This window comes from Sphingosinicella flava (assembly GCF_016025255.1).
GTDB lineage: Bacteria > Pseudomonadota > Alphaproteobacteria > Sphingomonadales > Sphingomonadaceae > Allosphingosinicella > Allosphingosinicella flava.
In genome coordinates, this window is the sequence record NZ_CP065592.1 from 1,785,766 (window position 1) to 1,806,771 (window position 21,006).

21 protein-coding genes are annotated in these 21,006 nt (G+C 66.0%); 11 read left to right on the forward strand and 10 right to left on the reverse strand.

All coding sequences use genetic code 11. From position 1 onward, the window contains the following. Positions 1–26: 26 nt before the first annotated feature. Positions 27–230, reverse strand: a complete 204-nt coding sequence (locus IC614_RS09135; protein WP_200971024.1) for a zinc-finger domain-containing protein — start codon at positions 228–230, stop codon at positions 27–29. 81 nt (positions 231–311) lie between these two features. On the opposite strand from IC614_RS09135, the gene IC614_RS09140 reads away from it, so the two are divergent. From IC614_RS09140 to IC614_RS09155, 4 genes are read left to right on the forward strand one after another with little or no spacing between them, the layout of a single operon-like run. Continuing rightward, a complete protein-coding gene (locus IC614_RS09140; protein ID WP_200971025.1) occupies positions 312–1,241 on the forward strand; it encodes an ABC transporter ATP-binding protein in 930 nt (309 codons plus the stop codon). Further along, the gene (nadB, locus tag IC614_RS09145; RefSeq protein ID WP_200971026.1) at positions 1,234–2,850 is read left to right on the forward strand and encodes an L-aspartate oxidase; all 1,617 of its coding nucleotides are present in this window, start codon (positions 1,234–1,236) and stop codon (positions 2,848–2,850) included. The genes IC614_RS09140 and nadB overlap by 8 nt, the downstream gene beginning before the upstream one ends. Before the next feature lie 9 nt (positions 2,851–2,859). Further along, complete coding sequence (polA, locus tag IC614_RS09150; RefSeq protein WP_200971027.1) at positions 2,860–5,634, forward strand: DNA polymerase I; 2,775 nt, start codon at positions 2,860–2,862, stop codon at positions 5,632–5,634. After that, positions 5,631–7,205 carry a lipopolysaccharide biosynthesis protein gene (locus IC614_RS09155; protein WP_200971028.1) on the forward strand — a complete coding sequence of 525 codons (1,575 nt, stop codon included), beginning with the start codon at positions 5,631–5,633 and terminating at the stop codon, positions 7,203–7,205. The genes polA and IC614_RS09155 overlap by 4 nt, the downstream gene beginning before the upstream one ends. A 7-nt stretch (positions 7,206–7,212) precedes the next feature. Here the strand turns inward: IC614_RS09155 and purH are convergent, their stop codons facing one another. Both purH and rpe read right to left on the reverse strand, forming a co-directional pair. Next, complete coding sequence (purH, locus tag IC614_RS09160) at positions 7,213–8,802, reverse strand: bifunctional phosphoribosylaminoimidazolecarboxamide formyltransferase/IMP cyclohydrolase (protein ID WP_200971029.1); 1,590 nt, start codon at positions 8,800–8,802, stop codon at positions 7,213–7,215. 23 nt (positions 8,803–8,825) lie between these two features. After that, on the reverse strand, positions 8,826–9,485 hold the full coding sequence (rpe, locus tag IC614_RS09165) for a ribulose-phosphate 3-epimerase (RefSeq protein WP_200971030.1): 660 nt from the start codon (positions 9,483–9,485) through the stop codon (positions 8,826–8,828). 323 nt (positions 9,486–9,808) lie between these two features. Here rpe and IC614_RS09170 point away from each other — a divergent pair, with 323 nt between their 5' ends. Next, a complete protein-coding gene (locus IC614_RS09170) occupies positions 9,809–10,255 on the forward strand; it encodes a GNAT family N-acetyltransferase (protein ID WP_200971031.1) in 447 nt (148 codons plus the stop codon). Between the two features lie 10 nt (positions 10,256–10,265). On the opposite strand, the gene IC614_RS09175 is transcribed toward IC614_RS09170, so the two are convergent. The 3 genes from IC614_RS09175 to IC614_RS09185 are packed head-to-tail and all read right to left on the reverse strand — an operon-like array spanning position 10,266 to position 12,952. Next, a complete protein-coding gene (locus tag IC614_RS09175) occupies positions 10,266–10,619 on the reverse strand; it encodes a gamma-glutamylcyclotransferase family protein (protein ID WP_226372619.1) in 354 nt (117 codons plus the stop codon). Positions 10,620–10,670: 51 nt separating this feature from the next. After that, complete coding sequence (locus IC614_RS09180) at positions 10,671–12,062, reverse strand: RsmB/NOP family class I SAM-dependent RNA methyltransferase (RefSeq protein ID WP_404829152.1); 1,392 nt, start codon at positions 12,060–12,062, stop codon at positions 10,671–10,673. After that, the gene (locus IC614_RS09185; protein ID WP_200971032.1) at positions 12,026–12,952 is read right to left on the reverse strand and encodes a M48 family metalloprotease; all 927 of its coding nucleotides are present in this window, start codon (positions 12,950–12,952) and stop codon (positions 12,026–12,028) included. The genes IC614_RS09180 and IC614_RS09185 overlap by 37 nt, the downstream gene beginning before the upstream one ends. 68 nt (positions 12,953–13,020) lie before the next feature. Between IC614_RS09185 and IC614_RS09190 the strand changes: the two genes are divergently transcribed. Then, a complete protein-coding gene (locus IC614_RS09190; protein ID WP_200971033.1) occupies positions 13,021–13,191 on the forward strand; it encodes a DUF1674 domain-containing protein in 171 nt (56 codons plus the stop codon). A gap of 120 nt (positions 13,192–13,311) precedes the next feature. After that, the gene (locus tag IC614_RS09195) at positions 13,312–13,545 is read left to right on the forward strand and encodes a hypothetical protein (RefSeq protein ID WP_200971034.1); all 234 of its coding nucleotides are present in this window, start codon (positions 13,312–13,314) and stop codon (positions 13,543–13,545) included. Here IC614_RS09195 and IC614_RS09200 read toward each other — a convergent pair. Further along, the gene (locus IC614_RS09200; protein WP_200971035.1) at positions 13,542–14,522 is read right to left on the reverse strand and encodes an NAD(P)H-dependent glycerol-3-phosphate dehydrogenase; all 981 of its coding nucleotides are present in this window, start codon (positions 14,520–14,522) and stop codon (positions 13,542–13,544) included. The two genes, IC614_RS09195 and IC614_RS09200, sit on opposite strands and share 4 nt — an antisense overlap. Continuing rightward, on the reverse strand, positions 14,519–15,553 hold the full coding sequence (gene tsaD / locus IC614_RS09205) for a tRNA (adenosine(37)-N6)-threonylcarbamoyltransferase complex transferase subunit TsaD (protein ID WP_200971036.1): 1,035 nt from the start codon (positions 15,551–15,553) through the stop codon (positions 14,519–14,521). Before tsaD ends, IC614_RS09200 begins: the two co-directional genes overlap by 4 nt. A 43-nt stretch (positions 15,554–15,596) precedes the next feature. On the opposite strand from tsaD, the gene hemC reads away from it, so the two are divergent. From hemC to IC614_RS09225, 4 genes are read left to right on the forward strand one after another with little or no spacing between them, the layout of a single operon-like run. Further along, complete coding sequence (gene hemC / locus IC614_RS09210; RefSeq protein WP_200971037.1) at positions 15,597–16,505, forward strand: hydroxymethylbilane synthase; 909 nt, start codon at positions 15,597–15,599, stop codon at positions 16,503–16,505. Next, positions 16,502–17,197 carry a uroporphyrinogen-III synthase gene (locus IC614_RS09215; RefSeq protein WP_200971038.1) on the forward strand — a complete coding sequence of 232 codons (696 nt, stop codon included), beginning with the start codon at positions 16,502–16,504 and terminating at the stop codon, positions 17,195–17,197. Before hemC ends, IC614_RS09215 begins: the two co-directional genes overlap by 4 nt. After that, entirely contained in the window at positions 17,197–18,072 is an 876-nt protein-coding gene (locus IC614_RS09220) for a hypothetical protein (protein WP_200971039.1), read from the forward strand. Before IC614_RS09215 ends, IC614_RS09220 begins: the two co-directional genes overlap by 1 nt. A gap of 31 nt (positions 18,073–18,103) precedes the next feature. Further along, the gene (locus IC614_RS09225; protein ID WP_200971040.1) at positions 18,104–18,604 is read left to right on the forward strand and encodes a sterol desaturase family protein; all 501 of its coding nucleotides are present in this window, start codon (positions 18,104–18,106) and stop codon (positions 18,602–18,604) included. Here the strand turns inward: IC614_RS09225 and IC614_RS09230 are convergent. Both IC614_RS09230 and IC614_RS09235 read right to left on the reverse strand, forming a co-directional pair. Then, positions 18,601–19,548, reverse strand: a complete 948-nt coding sequence (locus IC614_RS09230) for a phytoene/squalene synthase family protein (RefSeq protein WP_200971041.1) — start codon at positions 19,546–19,548, stop codon at positions 18,601–18,603. The genes IC614_RS09225 and IC614_RS09230 overlap by 4 nt on opposite strands. Beyond that, a complete protein-coding gene (locus IC614_RS09235) occupies positions 19,532–21,004 on the reverse strand; it encodes a phytoene desaturase (protein WP_200973178.1) in 1,473 nt (490 codons plus the stop codon). The genes IC614_RS09230 and IC614_RS09235 overlap by 17 nt, the downstream gene beginning before the upstream one ends. Positions 21,005–21,006: the final 2 nt, after the last annotated feature.

Consider the following 21,006-nt stretch of genomic DNA (forward strand, 5'->3'; position numbering starts at 1 on the left):
TCCTGCTTTCGCAAGAACACTGATGATCAGGCCGTTTGGTTCGTATCCGCCGGGCCGCCCTTCAGGACGAAGCGCTTGTCGCAATAGCCGCACTCGGCGAAACCCTTCTCGTCGATCTGCAGATAGACGCGCGGATGGCCGAGCGCGGGCGAAATGTCGGTTGCGCCGTCGCAAGCGACGCGGGGCGAATCGACGAAGACGGTTTCGGGCGTGAACGGATCGGTGGCCATGGCGCGCCTCCTAGCAACGGCCATGGCCCCACGCAATCTCCGGCGCTTTGCGGCGCGCCGCTTAGCCGCTATGCGAAGCGCATGTCCGACGCCGCCATTTCGATCCGCGATCTCCAGAAAACCTATAAGGGCGGGAAGCGCGCCCTCGACGGTGTGACGCTCGACGTACCGCGCGGCCAGATTTTCGGGCTTTTGGGGCCGAACGGCGCCGGCAAGTCGACCCTCATCAACATCCTCGCGGGCCTTGTGAACAAAAGCGAGGGCGCGGTGTCGATCTGGGGGTTCGACATCGACAAGCATCCGCGCAACGCCAAGGCCTCGATCGGCATCGTGCCGCAGGAAATCCTGTTCGATCCCTTCTTCACGCCCGCCGAAACGCTGGAATTGCAGGCTGGTCTCTACGGCGTGCCCAAGGATCAGCGCCGTACGATGGAGCTTTTGAAGGCCGTCCATCTCGAGGACAAGGCCAACGCCTATTCCCGCACTCTGTCCGGCGGGATGAAGCGCCGCCTGCTCGTCGCCAAGGCGATGGTGCACGCGCCGCCCATTCTCGTCCTCGACGAGCCGACGGCAGGCGTCGATATCGAGCTTCGCCAGCAGCTCTGGGATTATGTCCGCACCCTCCACGCGCAGGGCGTGACGGTCGTGCTCACCACCCATTATCTCGAAGAAGCCGAGGAATTGTGCGACCGTATCGCGATCATCAACCATGGCCGCCTCATCGCCAACGAACCGACCCGCGCGCTGGTCGGCATGGCGCAGGAAAAGGTGGTCGAGGTGATCGTCGACAAGGATATCGCCGCCGCTCCTGACGCACCGTGCTTCGACAAGATCGAACTGAAAGGCGAACGCACCTTGTCCATCACCTACCGCAAGGATCGGGTGAATGCGGGCGATGTCCTCGCCGCGCTTCAGGAACGCGGCCTCGGCATCGTCGACGTGTCGACCAAGGAAGCGGACCTTGAAGACGTGTTCCTGAACCTCACTCGCGCCGCCAACGCGAATGGTTGAACGCGCTTTCGACGTCATCGTCGTGGGCTCCGGTGCTGCGGGCCTCACGGCCGCGCTGAACCTGGCGCCGAATTTGAAGGTCGGCGTGCTGGCGAAAGGCGATATTTCTGCCGGTTCGACCGCCTGGGCGCAGGGCGGGATCGCTGCGGTGCTGGAGCCCGGCGACACGTTCGAAAGCCATGTCGAGGATACGATGGTCGCGGGCGCGGGCCTCAACGACCGCAAGGCCGTGGAGTTCGTCGTCGGCAACGCGCCCGCCGCCATCGAGCGCCTGGCGGCCTTGGGCGTTCCCTTCAATCCCGGCGATCAGGAACGCTGGCATCTGACGCGCGAGGGCGGCCACAGCCACCGCCGCATCGTCCATGTGAATGACGCAACCGGCTGGGCGGTGCAGCAGGCGCTGGAAAAGGCCGCGGCCGATCATCCCAACATCACGCTCATCCCCGATGTCGCCGCGATCGACCTCATCACTGCGCGCCATACGGTGCCCGACGGGGCGGACGGCCATGCCTGGGGCGTCTATGGGCTCGATCGCAAGACCGGCCGCGTCTGCACTTATGCAGCGCGGGCCACGGTGCTCGCGACCGGCGGGGCGAGCCGGGCCTGGCTCTATTCGACCAACCCCAAGGGATCGACCGGCGACGGCATCGCCATGGCCTGGCGCGCGGGCTGCAGGGTGTCGAACATGGAATTCAACCAATTCCACCCGACCTGTCTCTACCATCATGACGTCAAGAATTTCCTGATCACCGAAGCGATGCGCGGCGAGGGCGGACAGCTGAAGATCCCGGGCAGCGGTCACCGCTTCATGCCGGATTTCGATCCTCGCGCCGAGCTGGCGCCGCGCGACGTGGTGGCGCGCGCCATCGACCATGAGCTGAAGCGATTGGGTCTCGATTATGTCCATCTCGACATCAGCCACCGCGATCCGGATTTCGTGAAGGGCCACTTTCCGACCATCCATGCGCGGCTCATGGAGCTTGGCATCGACATCACGAAGGAGCCGATTCCGGTCGTCCCGGCCGCTCATTATACGTGCGGCGGCGTTGTGGTGGACCTGAATGGGCGAACCGACCTCACCGGCCTCTATGCGGCGGGCGAAGTAACGCAGTCGGGGCTGCACGGCGCCAACCGCCTGGCGTCCAATTCGGTGCTTGAATGCCTCGTCTTCGGAACGGCGGCGGCGGAGCATATCAATCGCAACTGGGCCGATCTCCCGCCTCCGCCCGCCATCCGGCCGTGGGACGAAAGCCGCGTCACCGATTCCGATGAAGAAGTGGTCGTCCACCATAATTGGAAGGAAATTCGCCGCTTCATGTGGGATTATGTCGGCATCGTCCGCACCACGAAGCGGCTGGAGCGCGCGGCGAACCGGGTGGAGCTGCTGCGGCAGGAGACGGCGGATTATTACGGCAATTTCCGGGTGACGAGCGACCTCATCGAGCTTCGCAACCTCGTCGAGGTGGCAGGCCTCATCGTCCGCTGCGCCCTCGCCCGCAAGGAAAGCCGGGGGCTTCATTACACGCTCGACCATCCGGATTTGGCGCCCGAAGCGCTGGACACCGTGCTGACGCCGCTAAACGTTCCATCGGCCCCATCATTGCGCTAAGCACGCCCGATGGCTTCCCCGCATCTCTATCTGGTCGACGGCTCCAGCTACATTTTCCGGGCCTTTCACCGCCTGCCGCCACTTACCAATCGCCATGGCCTCAATGTCGGCGCGGTCTACGGCTATACGACGATGCTGTGGAAGCTCGCGGAAAGCCTGCACAAGGCGGACGGGCCGACCCACCTCGCGGTCATTTTCGACGCGTCGGCCAAGACGTTCCGCAACGAGATGTACGATCAGTATAAGGCGCACCGCCCGCCGCCGCCGCCGGAGCTGGTGCCGCAATTCCCGCTGATCCGCGACGCGACCCGCGCTTTCTCCCTCCCCTGCATCGAGGAGGAAGGGCTTGAGGCCGACGACATCATCGCCTGTTATGCCAAGGCGGCGCTGAAGCAGGGTTGGAGCGTCACCATCGTCAGTTCCGACAAGGATCTGATGCAGCTGATCGAGCCTGGGCTCGACATGCTCGACACGATGAACGACCGCCGCATCGGCCGCGACTACGTCATCGAGAAATTCGGCGTGCCGCCCGAGCAATTGGGCGAGGTGCTGGCGCTGATGGGCGACAGCGTCGACAACGTGCCGGGCGTGCCGGGCATTGGGCCGAAGACGGCTTCGCAGCTCATCCAGGATTACGGCACGGTCGAGAATGTCCTCGCCAATGTCGAGGACATCAAGAAGCCCAAGCTCAAGGCCAATCTGATCGAGCATGCGGACGCGGCCCGGCTGTCGCGCGAGCTCGTCCGGCTCGTCTGCGATTCTCCGCTGCCCGAGCCGCTGGAAGACCTCGCCATGAAGGGCATTCCGGACGCGCCCTTGCGCGAATTTCTCGACTATCACGGCTTCAAGTCGCTGATCGCCAAATTGGACGGCGGGAGCGCGCGCGCAACGTCCAACGATTCCACCTCGCCCGCGGCGATGCCCAGGCAGCAGGAGGTGCGGCCGGAACCGGAGATCGACCGCTCGTCCTATGAGACGGTAACGGACGAAGCCGCCCTCGACCGCTGGATCGCCGCTGCCTTCGCGGAAGGGAGGGTCGCGCTCGACACGGAAACCGACAGCCGCGATTGCGTCAGCGCCACACTCGTCGGCATCAGCCTCGCGACCGAATGCGGCAAGGCCTGCTACATTCCGCTCGAGCATGGCGGCCACGATCTGCTGAACGACCGTCCGGACCAGCTTCCCGCATCGCTGGTTCTTTCGAAGCTGAAGCCGCTGCTGGAAGATCCCGCAACGCTGAAGATCGGTCATAATTTCAAGTTCGATTGGGTCGTGCTCGACCGGCGCGGCATCAAGGTGGCGCCCTTGGACGACACGCTGGTCATGAGCTTCGATCTCGATGCGGGCGGCCTCAACAGCCATGGCATGGATGATCTCGCCAAGAAGCATCTCGACCATGACTGCCTGACCTACAAGGAGGTTTGCGGCACCGGCAAAAGCCAGATCACGTTCAACGAAGTGTCCCTCGCGCGCGCCACCGAATATGCGGCCGAGGATGCCGACGTCACTCTGCGCCTCTGGACCCGCTTTCACGCACGGCTGGCGCCGGAAGGGGTGACGCGCGTCTATCAGATGGTCGACCGCCCTCTGGTCGCCGTGGTCGCCCGCATGGAACGGGAGGGCGTGAAGGTCGATAGGGAAGGACTGCAAGGGCTTTCCACCGAATTCGCGCACCAGATCGCCGAACTGGAAGACCGCATCTGCGAGGAAGCGGGATGCAAGTTCACCATCGGCAGCCCCAAGCAATTGGGCGACGTGCTGTTCGACAAAATGCAGCTGCAGGGCGGCCGCAAGGGCAAGTCCGGCACTTGGTCGACCGACGTCAACGAGCTCGAACGTCTCGCCAAAGACGGCGTGCCGATCGCCAACATGATCCTCGAATGGCGGCAGCTGTCGAAATTGAAGGCGACCTATACCGACGCGCTCGTCCAGCAGATCAATCCGGACACCGGCCGCGTCCATACCAGCTACAGCCTGTCCGGCGCCCAGACGGGACGGCTGTCCTCGACCGATCCCAACCTCCAGAACATTCCGATCCGCACCGAAGTCGGCCGCCGTATTCGCGATATGTTCATCGCCGAGCCCGGGCACGTCATTCTTGCCGCCGACTATAGCCAGATCGAGCTTCGTCTTGCCGCCCACATGGCGGATGTGCCGGAGCTGAAGCACGCCTTTTCCGAAGGCGCGGACATTCACAACATCACCGCCCAGGAACTGTTCGGCGAAGTGAACCGCGACACGCGTGCCAGCGCCAAGACGATCAACTTCGCCATTCTCTACGGCATTTCGCGCTGGGGGCTTGCCGGCCGTCTCGGCATCACGGCGGACGAGGCGCAGGCGATGATCGACCGCTATTTCGAGCGCTTTCCCGGCATTTCAAACTACATTGCCGATACGCTCCACAAGGTCCGCGACCTCGGCTACACGACCACCCTTTTCGGGCGGAAAACACACTTCCCGAGCATCAAGAGCAAGGTCCAGCATGAGCGCCAGGGCGCCGAGCGGGCGGCGATCAATGCGCCGATCCAGGGCACCAGCGCCGACATCATCAAGCGCGCCATGGCCCGCATGTGCCCGGCGCTGGAAGCCGAAGGGCTCGGCGCCGTCCGCATGCTGATGCAGGTCCATGACGAACTGGTCTTCGAAGTGCCCGAGGATGACGTTGAACGCGCGAGCACCGTCATCCGCCGGATCATGGAGGGCGCCGCCGAACCGGCCGTCACCCTGTCCGTGCCGTTGGGCGTCGAAATCGGCACCGGCCCGAACTGGGGCGCTGCGCATTGACGGCGCGAAGCCCGGCCGAGACCGACGACGATATCGCCGCGCTGGCGCGCGGCGGCCGGACGAATTTCTTCGGCTTCCTGCTCCGCCTCGCCGCGCGCCTGCCCTTCCTGTTCATTGCGGGACGGATCTATGGGCCCGAGCTTCTTGGCCGCTTCGCTTATGCCATCCTGATCGTCGAATTCGCCGCGCAGCTCGCAACCCTCGGCCTGAAGCGCGGCCTTGCCCAACAGCTCAGCCATACCGACAAGCCGCATGTCTGCGTGGTGGCGGATGCGTTGCTCGTCGCTTTCATCGCATCGGGCATCGCGACCGTCATTCTCGCCGTCTTTCCACAAGCCATGTTTCCCAACAGCCAGATCCACGGCTTCGAATGGCTGCTGCCGCTGATCGTCTTCGCGATCGCCGGGTCCGACGTGTCGCTGGCGGCGCTCGCCTACCGCCACAACGTGAAGGCGACTGTAACGGCACGCGCGATCGTCGAGCCGTGGACGATCAGCATCGCGGCCTTCGCTCTCTCCTACCTCTCGTCGCGCGACGGGCTCATTATCGCCTATGTGCTGTCGATGGTGGCGGCCCTGCTCGCCTCCTTATGGCCGCTCTACAAAAGCTACGGTCTGCCCACCGGCTGGCGGCCCGATCCCGGCGCCTTGTGGAACCTTGCCCGGCGCAACACCCCGCTCGCTGCCGCCGACGCCATCGAATGGGGGTCTCGCCGCCTCGACATCGCTATCCTCGGCCTGTTCTTCTCGCCAGCCATCGTCGGCGTCTACTATGTCGCCCAGCAGGTCGCCTCGCTGCCGCAGAAACTGAAGACCAGTTTCGATCCGATCCTGGGCCCGGTCATCACCGAAAAGCTCGCGGAGGACGACAAGGTCGCCGTGGCACGTCAGGTCCGCCAGGTCGGATTCTGGATCATTGCCGCCCAGACGGGCATCGCGCTGGCGCTCGCCATACCGGGTAAAGCGGTCATGGGATTGGTCGGTCCCGGCTTCACCGGCGGCACGGGCGCGCTCGCCTTCCTCCTCTTTGCCGAAGCGATTGCCGCGACCGCCGTGGTGTCGGAAGCGGCGCTCGTCTACATCGCGCGGCATCGCAATTTGATGATCTCGCTGCTGATGCTGGCGGTGCAGGCCGGGCTTTCGATCGCGCTTATCTTTCTGTTGCGAGAGGTCCGCCCCTTCTTCCCGCGCTACATGACCGACGCGGCCGGCAATCCCATTCCGGACAGTCAATCGACCTTCATCGCCGCCGGTGTCGCCATCGCGCTGATGGCGGCGGTCGGCCTTGCGTCCATCCTCAAGTCGCGGCTGCTCGGTCGCCTGCTCGGGGCGCCGGTGCAGGCATGGCGCTGGCCGCTCGTCTGGGCGGCGCTCGCGGCGGGGCTGATCGGCTATGGCGTGACGCGCATTCCGGAATGGAGCGAATTGATCCTGGGCGTGCCGCTTATCCTCCTCACCTTCGGCGCGATCGTCTGGCGCTGGGGTTTCACGCACGAGGATCGCGCGCTGTTCCGGATGAAGAAACCAGAAGAGCCGACCTTGCCTCCGCCGGGGGGATCGGCCCCCGCCTGATCCCGGCTCAGTGCCGGAAGTGACGCATGCCGGTGAAAACCATGGCGAGCCCCGCTTCATTGGCGGCCGCGATCACTTCATCGTCGCGGATCGAGCCGCCCGGCTGAATCACCGCCGTCGCGCCCGCCTCGACCGCTGCCATCAAACCGTCCGCGAATGGGAAGAAAGCGTCCGAGGCCACCGCAGAGCCGATGGTGCGCGGTTCGGCCCAACCCGCTTTTTCCGCCGCGTCCTTGGCCTTCCAGGCGGCGATGCGCGCGGATTCGAGGCGGTTCATCTGGCCCGCGCCGATGCCCGCCGTCGCGCCGCCCTTGGCGTAGACGATGGCGTTCGACTTCACATGCTTGGCGACCGTCCAGGCGAAGAGACAGTCCGCCAGCTCCTGTTCCGACGGCGCCCGGTCAGTGACGACCTTGAGATCGTCTCTGCCGATCATGCCATTGTCGCGCGACTGGATCAGAAACCCGCCGGCGATCGACTTCATCACGCGCCCGCGCCGCGCGGGATCGGGCAGATCGCCGGTGAGGAGCAGCCGGAGATTCTTCTTGCGCGCAAAGACGGCGCGCGCCGCCTCATCCGCATCGGGAGCAACCACGACCTCGGTGAAAATGCCTGAAATCGCCTCGGCGGTGGGCCCATCGAGCGGACGGTTCACGGCGATGATCCCGCCAAAGGCCGAAACCGTGTCGCAAGCGAAGGCATGCCTGTAGGCGTCGATCAGCGTATCGGCCGAAGCGACGCCGCACGGATTGGCATGCTTCACGATCACCACGGTCGGCGGCCCATCCCGAAACTCGCTCACCAGTTCGAGAGCGGCGTCAGCATCGTTGTAATTGTTGTAGGAGAGTTCCTTGCCCTGGATCTGGCGCGCCTGGGCGATGCCGTTCACGCCGCCTGCCGCCTGCGTATAGAGCGCCGCGATCTGGTGCGGATTTTCGCCATAGCGAAGCTCCGCCTGCTTCACCATCGGAATGGCGACACTGTTGGGAAAGCGCTCGCCCTGATCGACATGGGCGAACCATCCGGCGATGGCGGAATCGTAAGCCGCCGTGGCAGCATAGGCCTTGGCGGCGAGGCGCTTGCGAAAGGCGAGCGACGTCGCGCCGCCATTCGCTTCCAGCTCTCCGATCAATTCCGCATAATCGGCGGGATCGGTGACGATGGCGACATGCGCATGGTTCTTTGCGGCCGAGCGGACCATGGACGGGCCGCCAATATCGATATTCTCGATAATCTCGTCCCGCTCCGCGCCCTTTGCGACCGTCTCGGCAAAGGGGTAGAGATTGACGACGACGAGGTCGATGGCGCCAATCTCATGCTCCTCCATGGAGGCAACATGTTCGGGATTGTCGCGAACGGCGAGGAGGCCGCCATGGACCTTTGGGTGGAGCGTCTTCACCCGGCCGTCCATCATTTCCGGGAAACCGGTAAGGTCGGAAATGTCGCGCACGTCGAGACCGGCGTCGCGTAGCGCCTTGGCAGTGCCGCCGGTGGAGACGAGATCGACGCCTTGCGCGGCCAGCGCCCGGCCAAGCTCGACGAGCCCCGTCTTGTCCGAAACCGAAAGAAGGGCGCGCGTGACCTTGACCTGATCCATCTTATCCTCGTGTGCGTGCGGCCTCAGCCGCGCAGGTTTCTGATATTCTCTGCGTATCTGCCCGGCCCGCCCCGGAAAGTGGCGGTGCCCGCGACCAGCGCGTCGGCACCGGCATCGACGATCCGGCGGCAGTTGGACTGGTCGACGCCGCCATCCACTTCGAGGTCGATCTGCTTGCCGGTCTTGTCGATCTGCTTGCGGATCGCCTCGATCTTGCGGAGCTGGCTGTCGATGAAGCTCTGCCCGCCGAAGCCCGGGTTGACGCTCATGACGAGAACGAGGTCGACCTCCTCCAGCACATAATCGAGCATCTTGGCCGGCGTCGCCGGATTGAGGGAGACGCCCGCTTTCTTGCCCAGCGCCTTGATCGCCTGGATCGTGCGGTGGAGGTGCGGACCGGCTTCGGGATGGACGGTGATGATGTCCGCCCCGGCCTCCGCAAAGGCCTCTAGGAAATGATCCACCGGCGCGATCATCAGATGGACATCGAACGGCTTCGCCGTATGCGGGCGAAGCGCCTTCACGACTGCCGGGCCAATGGTGAGGTTCGGCACGAAATGGCCGTCCATCACATCGATATGGATCCAGTCCGCGCCCGCCGCATCGATCGCCCGCACTTCCTCTCCCAGCTTCGAAAAATCGGCGGAGAGAATGGAGGGCGAGATGCGGACCGGCTGCTGCATGGCTGGGCCTTAACGGCTCGGGCGGCGAGGGGCAACCATCGGGCTTGATGGTGACGATGGCAGCGCGGCAGCCTGGGCTCTTCTACGCCGGGAAGTTGATGAAAATGAGGGTGTGGCGATGTTTTCAAAAGCCCAGAAAGGGAAATCGGATCGGGTCGAGCAGAGCGTTCGCCTAAGAGGAATATTGCAATGAGAAGGAGCGGTCGCAGCTTACGAGGCAAAGGGCCTGTAGGAAAGGGTGCGGCCGAGTTATTGAACGGTGTAGGATCCTTTCCCGCCGGATTGTGGCAAGGCGGCATCCATGAGGAGGCCTGGAGGGCCAAATGCTGAGGACCGTTCGCCAAGAAGACCTGCAGGCTTTTTTCGAACATCAGTGCGATCCAGTCGCGACGGAGCTCGCCGCTTTTCCTTCGCGCGGGCGGGAGGCGTTCGACGCCCATTGGGCGAAAATTCTGGATGATCCCGGCTTCTGGGTCCGAACCATCGAGGTCGAGGACGGCGTTGCCGGCTACGTCTGCGCTTTCCCGCGGGAAGGCCGGTGGGAAATCGCCTATTGGCTGGACCGGGCCTTATGGGACCGGGGCATCGCGGCCCGGGCGGTTGCGGAATTCCTCACCCTGTTTCCCGAACGCCCCGTCTTCGCCACCGTCGCCGAACATAATCGGCCGTCCTTGCGCGTGCTCGAGAAATCCGGCTTCCGCTTCGTCGAGCGGTACGAAAGCGAGGGCGATGTGGCCGAGTTGCTGATGACGCTCGAACGGGCGGACTGAGCCCTCCGGCTCAAGCGCGCACATAGACGAATGCGGTGCTACCCGAAGCAAGAGGCGCTTCGATGCGGGTGTAGGCTTCAACTTCATAGGCGTCGGATGCGGCCAGCTCCTCTGCCGTGATCTGGAAGACGGTACCCGGCACCTGGTCGGCGGAATCGCTACTCGGGACGGCGATATGGTGGACGGCAAGTCCGCTCGCCGCGACCACCGCCGGATCGTCGATGGTTATAGCTTCGAGACGATAGCCCGCGAGCGCATCCGCCCGCCCCTCCAGAAGGCGCCCGAAAGTAGCGAGCTGCACATTTTCCTGCTGAAGCGTGCCGTAGGAGAAGAGAGGAATATTCAGCTGCGGATTACAGATCACAGAGCCTAACTCATATCAGAAAAACAAGGAAGTTATGCCTTCTGCTGGACTTCATCTTAGCTTTCGCATCCGCACCATGAAGAACCCGTCAGCACCGCCTTGTTCGGCTAGTGCGCCAGGCAGGATACGAAGATATCCTTCTTGTGAGGGCGCCGTGCCGTCCGCCATTTCATCCGGGCGGATCGGGAGGATTTCGAAATCGGGGTGGGCTTCGCGGAAGGCTTCGACCACTCTCTCGCCTTCTTCCGGCTCCAGCGAGCAAACGGAATAGACGAGGGTGCCGCCGGGTTTCAGCCACCCCGCCGCCCTTGCCAGCATCGCTTTCTGGGCCTCCGCTAGTTCCGCGATCACGCGCGGCCTTGCGCGGTAGAGGACATCAGGATGGCGGCGGAAGATGCCCGTCGCCGAGCAGGGGGCGTCGAGCAGGATGGCGTCGACTTGTTCCCTCGGCTGCCAATGCATGACATCGGCGGCAATCGTTGTGGCGTTCAATTTCGTGCGGGCGAAATTTTCGGCGAGGCGTTCGAGGCGCTTTGCGGAGGCATCCACCGCCGTCACGTCATATCCGGCGGCGGCGAGCTGCATCGTCTTGCCGCCGGGCGCGGCGCACAGATCGAGGGCGGTCTTGCCCTTGCCGTCCCCCAGCAAGCGAGCGGGGAGGCTGGCGGAAATGTCCTGCACCCACCAGTCGCCCGCTTCGAATTCCGGAAGGTCGGACACGCGGGTGCGGGCGGGGAGGCGAAGGTGGCGGGGCATGAGGGAGAGGGGCTCTTCAACTCCGCTTGCGTTCCCCGGCGAAGGCCGGGGTCCAGCTTCTTCGCCCGGCGCCGCTGGGCTCCGGCCTGCGCCGGAGCACAATGCGTGTTTGAAACGCTCCAGCGCCGCATCGTCCTTGAAGATGAGGTCGAGCGGCGGGGGCGTGGCGAGGGCGTGGGAGGCGGCTTCGACGACGAGGCCGCCCCAGGCCTGCTGCCAGCGGTGGCGGACGTTTCCGGGGAGGTTCGGGATTTCGGGGAGGGCCGCGCCCTTCTTGATTACGCTGCTGAACACACCGTGGACGAGGCGGCGGGGGCCACCGTCGACCAGCGGCAGCACGGTCGAGATGGCGGCGTGATGCGGCGTATCCATCGCCAGCGCCTGGACGAGCGCGATGCGGAGCGCCGCGCGAGCCTTGGAATCGTCGGGCAGCGGCTTCTTCGTCGCGCCATCGATCAGAGCGTCGAGATCGGCGAGGCGGCGGAGCGCTTCGGCGACGATGGCGTGGGCGAAGGCGCGGTCGTCCGGGCGCTTCACGTCGCGGGCGGCGGTGTCGAGCGCCGCTTCGAGCGGCAGGCCCTTGCGCAACACCGCGTCCATCAGGCGCAGGGCCGCACGGCGCGAGGCCGTGCCCTGAGGTTCCTTCACGCTCAGCGGCGCCGACCGTGAGGGTCGAGTGCGCTCGATTTGCGGCGACTGGGGGGAACGGCGGTCATGCCCGACGCTGTGGCGACAGGCGGTGGCGAGGACAAGCCCATTTCGTCGGCGATGGCGTGAAGGGCGGCGATGCGGTTGCCGGTATCGGGATGGGTGGAGAACAGGCTATCGCTCCCGCCGGGCACGATGTAGAGCGCCGCCGCAGCCGGATTGCGGGCCGTTACCGGATTGGGGATGCGGGCCGCGCCCCCCGCGAGCTTCGCCAGCGCCGAAGCGAGGGCACGAGGATTGCCGCTGATTTCCGCGCCGCCCCGGTCGGCCGAATATTCGCGGGTGCGGCTGATCGCCATCTGCACGATCATCGCCGCGAAGGGCGCGACGATGACGGCGAGGATCATGGCGAGCGCGTTGCCACGATTGTCGCCGCCCCGGAAGAAGAGGCCGAAATTGGCGAGGAAGGAGATGGCCCCCGCGATGGTCGCGGTCATCGTCATGATGAGCGTGTCGCGATTCTTCACATGGGCAAGCTCGTGCGCCATCACGGCGGCGACTTCTTCGCGATCGAGGATGGCGAGGAGGCCCGTAGTCGCGGCGACGGCGGCGTTGGCCGGATTGCGGCCGGTGGCGAAGGCGTTGGGATGGGGGCTGTCGATCAAATAAACGCGCGGCATGGGAAGGCCGGCGCGGGCGGCGAGGCCGGCCACGATGGCGTGGAATTGCGGCGCGGTGCGGGCGTCGACCTCATGCGCGTCGTGCATCTTGAGCACGATCCTGTCCGCGTTCCAGAAGGTGAAGAGGTTCATGAGCGCCGCGAAGGCGAGCGCCATCATGGCCCCGCCCGCGCCGCCGAGCGTGTAGCCCAACGCCATGAACAAGGCGGTCAGCGCCGAAAGAAGCAGGATCGTCCTCAAACCGTTCATCTTGCCTTTGCACCCTCCACACCCGAAATGTGGGGACGACAGCACGTCTTATCAACGGAAAGAAGACCATGCCCGGCCAGCGCCCGCCTCACGCCACCCCGCCCGCTCATCTGTCGGAAAGCCCGCCGGTGCCCGCGCCCCAACCGGCGGCCGAAGCCGAGGAGCATGGCGGGCCCAAGGGCGAAGAGCCGACACGCTACGGGGATTGGGAAAATAAGGGCATTTGCTGGGATTTTTAGGACGGTTGGCGGGATCACCCCGCCGCCCGGCGGAAATTACCCACGGAGAATGCGCAGGTCGACGAACAGGGCAAGCGGAGGCATCATGGCCCTACCGCCCGTGCCGTTGAGGAGGTTTGCATGCGCCCGATCCGCTTATCCGTTGCCGCCGCCTTGATAGTCGCGCTGCCCGCGCACGCCATCGCCAATCCGGCGAGCGCGTTGTCGATCGCGCGGGCGGGACCGGTGCTGGAGGCGGAGAGCGGCCTCACCAGAGGAGAACTCTATCCGCTGATCGGCCTTGCCGCCCTCGCGGTGCTGGTGCTGGCGCTCGCCAATGAGAAGGTCGAGGGCGAGGGGCCGATCAGCGCCTAAACGCCTTCGCTCCTGAGCGGCCGGGCGAGGAGACGCTCGACCGCCTCGTCGGCGGTGCAGTCCCCCGCAAGCAAGGCGCAGACCGCCGCCGCGATCGGCATATCGACATTGGCAGCCTTCGCGACCCGCAGGAGCACCGGCGCGGTGAATGCGCCTTCGGCCACGGTGCGGCGGTCGGCCATCAGTTCCGCCGCGCTTTTGCCTTCGCCCAAGCCCTTGCCGAGGCTGAAATTGCGCGAACTGATGGACGAGCAGGTAAGGACGAGATCGCCGAGGCCGGACAGGCCCGCCAGCGTTTCGACGCGAGCGCCCTTGGCGAGGCCGAAACGAGTCATTTCGGCAAAGCCCCGCGAAATAAGGGCCGCGCGGGCATTCTGCCCCAGTCTCTTCCCTTCGACAACGCCGCAAGCGATGGCGAGGACGTTTTTCACCGCGCCGCCGATTTCCGCGCCGGCCACGTCGCTGGACAGATAGGGGCGGAAGGCAGGTCCGGCGAGCCGGTCGCGCAGCCTTTCCCCCATCGCCTGATCCTCGATCGCGAGGGTGACGGCGGTGGGCAGTCCGGCGGCGACTTCGTGGGCAAAGGTGGGGCCCGACAAGACGGCGATCGCCCCGCGCGGCTGCATGGTGCGCGCGACATCGTGGAGAAAGAGGCCGGTCTTGTCCTCGATCCCCTTCGCGCACAGGACGAGCGGGACGTCGCGCGGCGGAAGATCGGCAATCACAGTCCGCATATGCTGGGCGGGGGTGACGATGAGCAAGGCATCGCAGTCCGCGGTATCGGCGAGATCTCCGGTCGCGCGGATCGCCGGGTTGAGCGGAATGCCGGGAAGATAGAGGCGGTTTTCATGCGCGGCGTTGACGCTCGCCACGACGTCCGGCTCGCGCGCCCAGAGAAGGGTTTCCTGCCCCTTCGCCGCCGCGACCTGCGCCAGGGCGGTGCCCCAGGCGCCGCCGCCGATCACACCCAGTTTCATGCCTTGACCCCCGCTCCCCGTGCCTTTTCCGCCGCCGGATCGAGTGGCCAGCGCGCCCGCGCCGCGGCGTCCAATCCGTCGACCATCCCGGCTTCATAACGCAGCGCCCCTGCCCAGGCGATCATCGCGGCATTGTCGGTGCAGAGCCAGAGCGGCGGCGCGACGAAGGGCAGATCGTGCGCGTCGGCAAGCGCTTGAAGCGCGCCGCGCACCGCTTGATTGGCGGCCACCCCGCCAGCGACGACGAGCGCCGTCGCACCGGCGGCATGGGTCAAGGCACGTTTCGTGCGGTCGAGGAGGCAATCGACGACCGCCCTCTGGAAAGAGGCGGCGATGTCGGGAACCGAATAATGGCCGGAGTCGTGTGCGCGCAGCACCGCGCTCTTGAGGCCCGCGAAGGAAAAATGCGGCTCCGCGGTGCCGGTGAGCGGGCGTGGCAGGGGCACGGCCTCAGAATCGCCGTCCTTCGCCGCTTTTTCGACCGCCGGACCGCCGGGAAAGCCGAGGCCGAGGAGCTTCGCGCTCTTGTCGAACGCCTCGCCCGCCGCGTCGTCGATGGTGGTGGCGAGGCGGCGGTAGCGGCCGACGCCTTCGACGAAGAGCAATTGGCAATGGCCGCCCGACACGAGGAGAAGGAGATAGGGGAAGGCGAGATTCGGGTCGGTCAGCATCGGCGAAAGGGCATGGCCTTCCAGATGGTTGACCGCGATGAGCGGCTTGTTCGCGGCGAGGGCCAAGCCCTTGCCGGTCATCAGCCCGACCATGACGCCGCCGATAAGGCCCGGGCCCGCCGTCGCGGCGATGGCGTCGACGCCGGCAAGCGCGATCCGGGCTTCGGCCAGCACGTCCGCGATCAAGGCGGGCAGGATTTCGACATGGGCGCGCGCGGCGATTTCCGGGACGACGCCGCCGAACGGACGGTGCGCGCTTTCCTGTCCCGCGACGCGCTGCGCGAGGATATGGCGGTCGGATGTGACCAAAGCCGCCGCCGTTTCGTCGCAGCTCGATTCAATGCCGAGAATGAGGCTCATATATTCTTCCCTGCCACCGCCTTAGCCGCTAGCACAAGCGCCGATGAACCGTCCCCTTCGCATCGGAACCCGCGGATCGCCGCTCGCGCTTGCCCAGGCCCGCATGACGGCCGATGCGTTGAAGGCCGCGCACGGCCTCTCTGACGCCGATATCGAGATCGTCCCGATCACCACGACGGGCGACATCATTCAGGACCGGCCGCTCGCCGAAGTCGGCGGCAAGGCGCTGTGGACGAAGGAACTGGACCGCTGCCTCCTCGACGGACGCACCGATCTCTCCGTCCATTCGATGAAGGATGTCGAGACGATCCGGCCCGGCGCGCTGACCGTGGCGGCGATGCTGCCCCGCGCCGACGTGCGCGACCGGCTGATCGGCGCGGAGAGCCTCGACGCACTCGCGGATGGCGCCCGGGTCGGCACTTCTTCTCCACGCCGGGCCGCGCAAGTGCTGGCGCGGCGGCCGGACCTCAACATCGTGCCCATTCGCGGCAATGTCGCGACGCGGTTGCGTAAGCTGGCTGGAGGCGAGGCGGACGCAACCTTGCTCGCTGCCGCAGGATTGGACCGGCTGGACGAGGCGGCGGGCGTCGCGATCGAGGACATGCTGCCCGCCCCGTCGCAAGGCGCGGTCGGAGTCGAAGTGCTGACGGACAACGCTGAAGTCCGCGCCCTCGTCGTTGCGATCGATCACCGGCCGACGAGCCTGTGCGTGCGCGCCGAGCGGCGGCTGCTGGAACGGCTGGGCGGCGATTGCCGATCCCCCATCGCGGCACTGGCCACGATTGCGGATGGAGAGATCCTGCTGCGCGCCGAAATCCTGACCAATGACGGGCGGGAGCGGCAGGCGGGCGAAATCCTGTTCGCCGTCGATGACGGCGCCGCTCCGGAACGGCTCGCGGCCATGCTCCTCGAAAGGGCAAGCCCGGCCTTGCGCGGCCTGTTCGTGGGATGACCAGGGACGTTCTGATCCTGCGTCCGGAACCGGCGGCGTCGGAATCGGCACTGCGGGCCAAGAGCCTGGGCCTTCAGCCAATCGTCGCCCCTTTGTTCGAAACGAAACCCATTCCCTGGGATCCGCCCGGCCGGCCTCCCTTCGATGCCGTCCTTATGACGAGCGCCAACGCGGCGCGCCTGGGCGGGCCCAAGCTCGAAGCCTTTTTCGACCTTCCCTGCTACGCGGTCGGCGCGGCGACGGCCCAAGCGGCGGCGCTCGCGGGTTTTTCCGACATCCGCACGGGGCCCGCCGACGGCGCTGCCCTGGCCCGGATGGCGGAAGAACAGGGCGTCAGGCATGGCCTTCATTTATGCGGGCGCGATCACATTCCCTTAAGCTGCGGCCGATTGTCGGTCACGGCCTGCCCCGTCTACGCCGCCGAAGCCGCCGATTCCCTCCCGTCCCGGGCGGTGAGCGCGCTGATGGATGGCACTCTCATCCTCCTTCATTCCCCGCGCGCGGCGGAAACCTTCGGAAAATTGGTGGATGAGGGCGGTGTTGACCGGGCGCGCGTGACTCTGGCCGCCATCAGTCCGGCGGCCGCCGAAGCGGCGGGCGGCGGATGGGCCGCGAAGAGCATTGCCGCGCACCCGCGCGATGAAAGCCTGCTGGAACTTGCCGCGCGGCTGTGCGGTGTTAAGGTTCCGTGATGGACATGACCGACCCCGCGCCCCAGGCTCCGGCCGCCCCGCCGCAAAGAAAACGGGGCGGGCTGCTGGGCCCGCTGATCCTTGCGATCCTTGCTTTCCTCATCGGCCTTGCCGCCATGGGCTGGGTTCTGACGCGCTGGGATGCGGCGGCGGATTATCTCGGTTTGCGCAAGGAAGTGCGGATAGCCGTGCCGGTAGCAACGCCCCAGCCTCAGTCGCCCGGTGTCGCGCCGGCCGCCGATCCCTATCTCGCGCAGCGCCTCTCTTTGCTGGAACAGCGGGTGACCGACATCGCCAATCAGAGCCAAGCCGCCGTCGGCAACGCCGACCGGGCGGAAGGCCTGCTGGTCGCCTTCGCCGCGCGGCGCGCGCTCGACCGGGGCGTGGCGCTCGGCTATCTCGAAGGGCTGTTGCGCCAGCGTTTCGGCACCAGCCAGCCACAAGCCGTCGGCACGATCATCGCCGCCGCGCGCGAGCCGATCACGTTGCAGGAATTGCAGGACGGCCTGCAAGAAACCGGGCCGGCGCTGATGAGCGGCGGCGGCGACCGGAATTGGTGGCACGCCTTCAAGGCGGAGCTCGGATCGCTGATCACCGTCCGCAAGACCGGCACCCCTTCCACCGTGCCGGGCGACCGGCTGGCGCGCGCCACGCGGCGGCTGGAGGCCGGGCAAGTCGACGTCGCGCTCGCCGAAGTGCTTCGCATTCCCGGGCATGAAGCGGCATCCGGCTGGATCGCCGATGCGCGCCGCTACGTCGCCGCGCGCCGTGCGCTGGACACGATCGAGACGGCAGCCCTTCTCGAACCGCGCGCGGCAACCGCCGCTCCGCCTGTGACCCCTTCCGGTCCCGGCGCGGTGCCGCCGCCCGCCTGACATTCCGCGCCACCGAACCTATATGCAGACCATGCCGATCAACGCTGGACTTTTGATCTTCCTTGCCACCGTCGCCGCGATGGAAGGCGTCGCTTATGCCGCCCATCGCTGGATCATGCATGGACCGGGCTGGTTCCTGCACGAAAGCCACCACCGCGAGCGCACCGGCCTGTTCGAGGCGAACGATCTTTACGCGGTTATCTTCGCGGTGCCGTCCATCCTGTTGCTGTTGGGCGGCGTGCAGCTCGGCTGGGGGGCATGGGCGATATGGGCCGGGGCAGGGATCGCGGCTTATGGCGCCATTTATTTCGGTTTTCATGACGTCATCGTCCACCGCCGCGTCGATCACCGCTATGTGCCACGCTCCCCTTACATGAAGCGCATCGTGCAGGCCCACCGCCTCCACCATGCGACGGAAGGGAAGGAGGGATCGGTGAGTTTCGGTTTCCTGTGGGCGCCGCGGGCCGAGGTGCTGAAAGCGGAACTGGCACGGAGCGCCGCGAAGAGGATGCGGGCGCCGAAAGGCCGCTAGGCGCGCGGCCGGGTCCAGAGGCCGTCGCGGCTGACCTCGCCGCCGCGCCCCGGAAACCGGGCTTCCTTCAATGCTGCCGCGACATGGCGGAGCTTTTCCGCCTTGCCGATGACGACGCGCCGGTCCCAGGCTTGCGCCCCGCGTTTCGCGACTTCGCGGCCGATCGCCCCATAAATGTTGGCGGCGGACAGGACCGCCCAACGCGCGCGGAAGGGAAGGCGTGCAGCCCCGGTGCGCGCTGACGACTCATGGCGTTCGGCGAGTAGGGAAAGCCGTTTCGCGGCGATAGCCATGCGGGGGCGGTAATGCGGGCGCATATGTTCGCCGGGCGGAATGTCGAACTCCGCCAGCCAATCGAGCGGCAGGTAGCAGCGGCCGATGGCGTCGTCCTCGCCAAGGTCGCGGGCGATGTTGGCGAGCTGGAAGGCGAGGCCGAGGTCGCAAGCGCGGTCGAGCGTGTCGGCGTCGGCGGGATCGACCCCCATCAGCACCGCCATCATGCAGCCGACCGCGCCCGCGACATGATAGCAATATTGCAGGAGATCCTCTTCGGTGCGCGGCCGCCAGCCGCGCGCGTCCATCGCGAATCCGTCCAGATGATCGCGGATGAAGGCGTGGGGTATCGCGCATTCGGCGGCGACGATGCGCAAGGCGTCGAACGGCAGCTCTCCAGTGTCGCGGCCGGAAAGAGCGAAGGCGGTTTGGGATTGAATATGGTCGATCGCGGAGAATGCCCCCCCGCTTTCCGGGAGAGGCGCCTTATGCCCAAGGACTTGCCCGTCCGCATAATCGTCGCAGGCGCGGCACCAGGCGTAGAGCAGCCAGGCCCGTTCCCGCGTTGCCGGATCGAACAGGCGGCTGGCGCTGGCGAAGGATTTGGAGCCCGCGCGGATCGTCGTCCAAGCCCCCGCGACGATCGCGGCGCGATCAGCCGCCGAGGTCATCGATCATCAATCCCGCCGTCGCCTTGGCGCTGCCGACGACGCCGGGAATGCCCGCGCCGGGATGCGTGCCCGCGCCCACGAAATAGAGGTTGGGGATATGGTCGTCGCGATTGTGGACGCGGAACCAGGCGCTTTGGGTCAGCACCGGCTCCAGGCTGAAGGCGGAGCCGAGATGGGCGGCGAGATCGCTGGTGAAATCCTGCGGCGTATAGTGGAAACAGACCTCGATCTTGTCGCGCAGCCCCGGTGCCACGCGCTGTTCGACGACTTCAAGGATGCGGTCGCGATATTTCGGCCCTTCCACCGCCCAGTCGACGTCGAGCTTGCCCCGGTGCGGCACCGGCGCGAGCGCGTAAAAGGTTGAGCAGCCCGGCGGGGCCATGGCCGGATCGGTGACCGTCGGATGATGGAGATAGAGCGCCGGATCGTCCGCCAGGCGCCCCCCATTATAGATATCGCCGAGCAGGCCCTGATAGCGCGGGCCGAACAGGATCATGTGGTGGGGAATGTCCCGCCATTCCCCCTTCACGCCGAAATGGACGACGAAGAGCGAGGGTGAGAAACGCTTCTTGCGGAGGCGCGCGGCGGTTTTGCGCCCCGCATCCTTCAGGAGATCGTAGCTGTGCACGACATCGGCGTTGGAAGCGATGGCGTCGAACGACCCGCGCCAGCCGCTCGCGGTGCGGAGCCCAGTCGCGCGGCCGCCCGCCATTTCGATCTCCGCCACCGGATCACCGAGACGGATCGTGCCGCCTAGCCGTTCGAAATGACGCACCATGCCAGCGACCAGCCGGTTGGTGCCGCCACGCGCGAACCAGACGCCCCCGTCCCGTTCCAGCTTGTGGATGAGGGCGTATATCGCGCTGGTCGTCAGCGGATTGCCGCCGACCAGCAGGGTGTGGAAGGAGAGGGCCTGGCGCAGCTTTTCGCTGCGCACGAACCCCGATACGATCGAATAGACCGAGCGCCAAGCCTGGTAGCGGGCGAGGGCGGGAGCCGCCTTCAGCATCGACGTGAAATCGAGAAAGGGGACGGCGCCCAATTTCTCATAGCCTTCGGCGTAGACGCCCGCCGAATAATCGAGGAAGCGGCGATAGCCCGCGACATCGGCGGGATCGAGCTTCGCGATCTCCTGGTTCAGCACCGCGTCGTCATTGGTGTAATCGAAATTGGTGCCGTCCGGCCAGTTGAGGCGATAGAAAGGGGAGACCGGCATCAGGTCGACATCCGCCGCCATGTCGTGGCCGCTGAGCGCCCAAAGCTGGCGCAGGCAATCGGGATCGGTGATGACGGTCGGCCCGGCATCGAAGGTGTAGCCGCCCTTTTCCCAGAAATAAGCGCGGCCGCCGGGCTTGTCGCGCGCTTCAACGATCGTCGTTGCGATTCCCGCCGATTGGAGGCGGATGGCGAGGGCAAGGCCGCCGAAACCCGATCCGATAACCGCCGCGCTCTTCATTG

Excerpts from the sequence above, each read along its gene's own strand:
- IC614_RS09135 (WP_200971024.1), bottom strand. The coding sequence starts at position 230 with ATGGCCACCGATCCGTTCACGCCCGAAACCGTCTTCGTCGATTCGCCC.
- IC614_RS09220 (WP_200971039.1), top strand. The coding sequence starts at position 17,197 with ATGGACATGACCGACCCCGCGCCCCAGGCTCCGGCCGCCCCGCCGCAA.
- IC614_RS09225 (WP_200971040.1), top strand. The coding sequence starts at position 18,104 with ATGCCGATCAACGCTGGACTTTTGATCTTCCTTGCCACCGTCGCCGCG.
- IC614_RS09235 (WP_200973178.1), bottom strand. The coding sequence starts at position 21,004 with ATGAAGAGCGCGGCGGTTATCGGATCGGGTTTCGGCGGCCTTGCCCTC.
- tsaD (WP_200971036.1), bottom strand. The coding sequence starts at position 15,553 with ATGAGCCTCATTCTCGGCATTGAATCGAGCTGCGACGAAACGGCGGCG.
- IC614_RS09185 (WP_200971032.1), bottom strand. The coding sequence starts at position 12,952 with ATGAACGGTTTGAGGACGATCCTGCTTCTTTCGGCGCTGACCGCCTTG.
- polA (WP_200971027.1), top strand. The coding sequence starts at position 2,860 with ATGGCTTCCCCGCATCTCTATCTGGTCGACGGCTCCAGCTACATTTTC.
- purH (WP_200971029.1), bottom strand. The coding sequence starts at position 8,802 with ATGGATCAGGTCAAGGTCACGCGCGCCCTTCTTTCGGTTTCGGACAAG.
- IC614_RS09195 (WP_200971034.1), top strand. The coding sequence starts at position 13,312 with ATGCGCCCGATCCGCTTATCCGTTGCCGCCGCCTTGATAGTCGCGCTG.
- IC614_RS09200 (WP_200971035.1), bottom strand. The coding sequence starts at position 14,522 with ATGAAACTGGGTGTGATCGGCGGCGGCGCCTGGGGCACCGCCCTGGCG.
- IC614_RS09230 (WP_200971041.1), bottom strand. The coding sequence starts at position 19,548 with ATGACCTCGGCGGCTGATCGCGCCGCGATCGTCGCGGGGGCTTGGACG.
- IC614_RS09140 (WP_200971025.1), top strand. The coding sequence starts at position 312 with ATGTCCGACGCCGCCATTTCGATCCGCGATCTCCAGAAAACCTATAAG.
- IC614_RS09190 (WP_200971033.1), top strand. The coding sequence starts at position 13,021 with ATGCCCGGCCAGCGCCCGCCTCACGCCACCCCGCCCGCTCATCTGTCG.
- rpe (WP_200971030.1), bottom strand. The coding sequence starts at position 9,485 with ATGCAGCAGCCGGTCCGCATCTCGCCCTCCATTCTCTCCGCCGATTTT.
- IC614_RS09215 (WP_200971038.1), top strand. The coding sequence starts at position 16,502 with ATGACCAGGGACGTTCTGATCCTGCGTCCGGAACCGGCGGCGTCGGAA.
- IC614_RS09170 (WP_200971031.1), top strand. The coding sequence starts at position 9,809 with ATGCTGAGGACCGTTCGCCAAGAAGACCTGCAGGCTTTTTTCGAACAT.
- nadB (WP_200971026.1), top strand. The coding sequence starts at position 1,234 with ATGGTTGAACGCGCTTTCGACGTCATCGTCGTGGGCTCCGGTGCTGCG.
- hemC (WP_200971037.1), top strand. The coding sequence starts at position 15,597 with ATGAACCGTCCCCTTCGCATCGGAACCCGCGGATCGCCGCTCGCGCTT.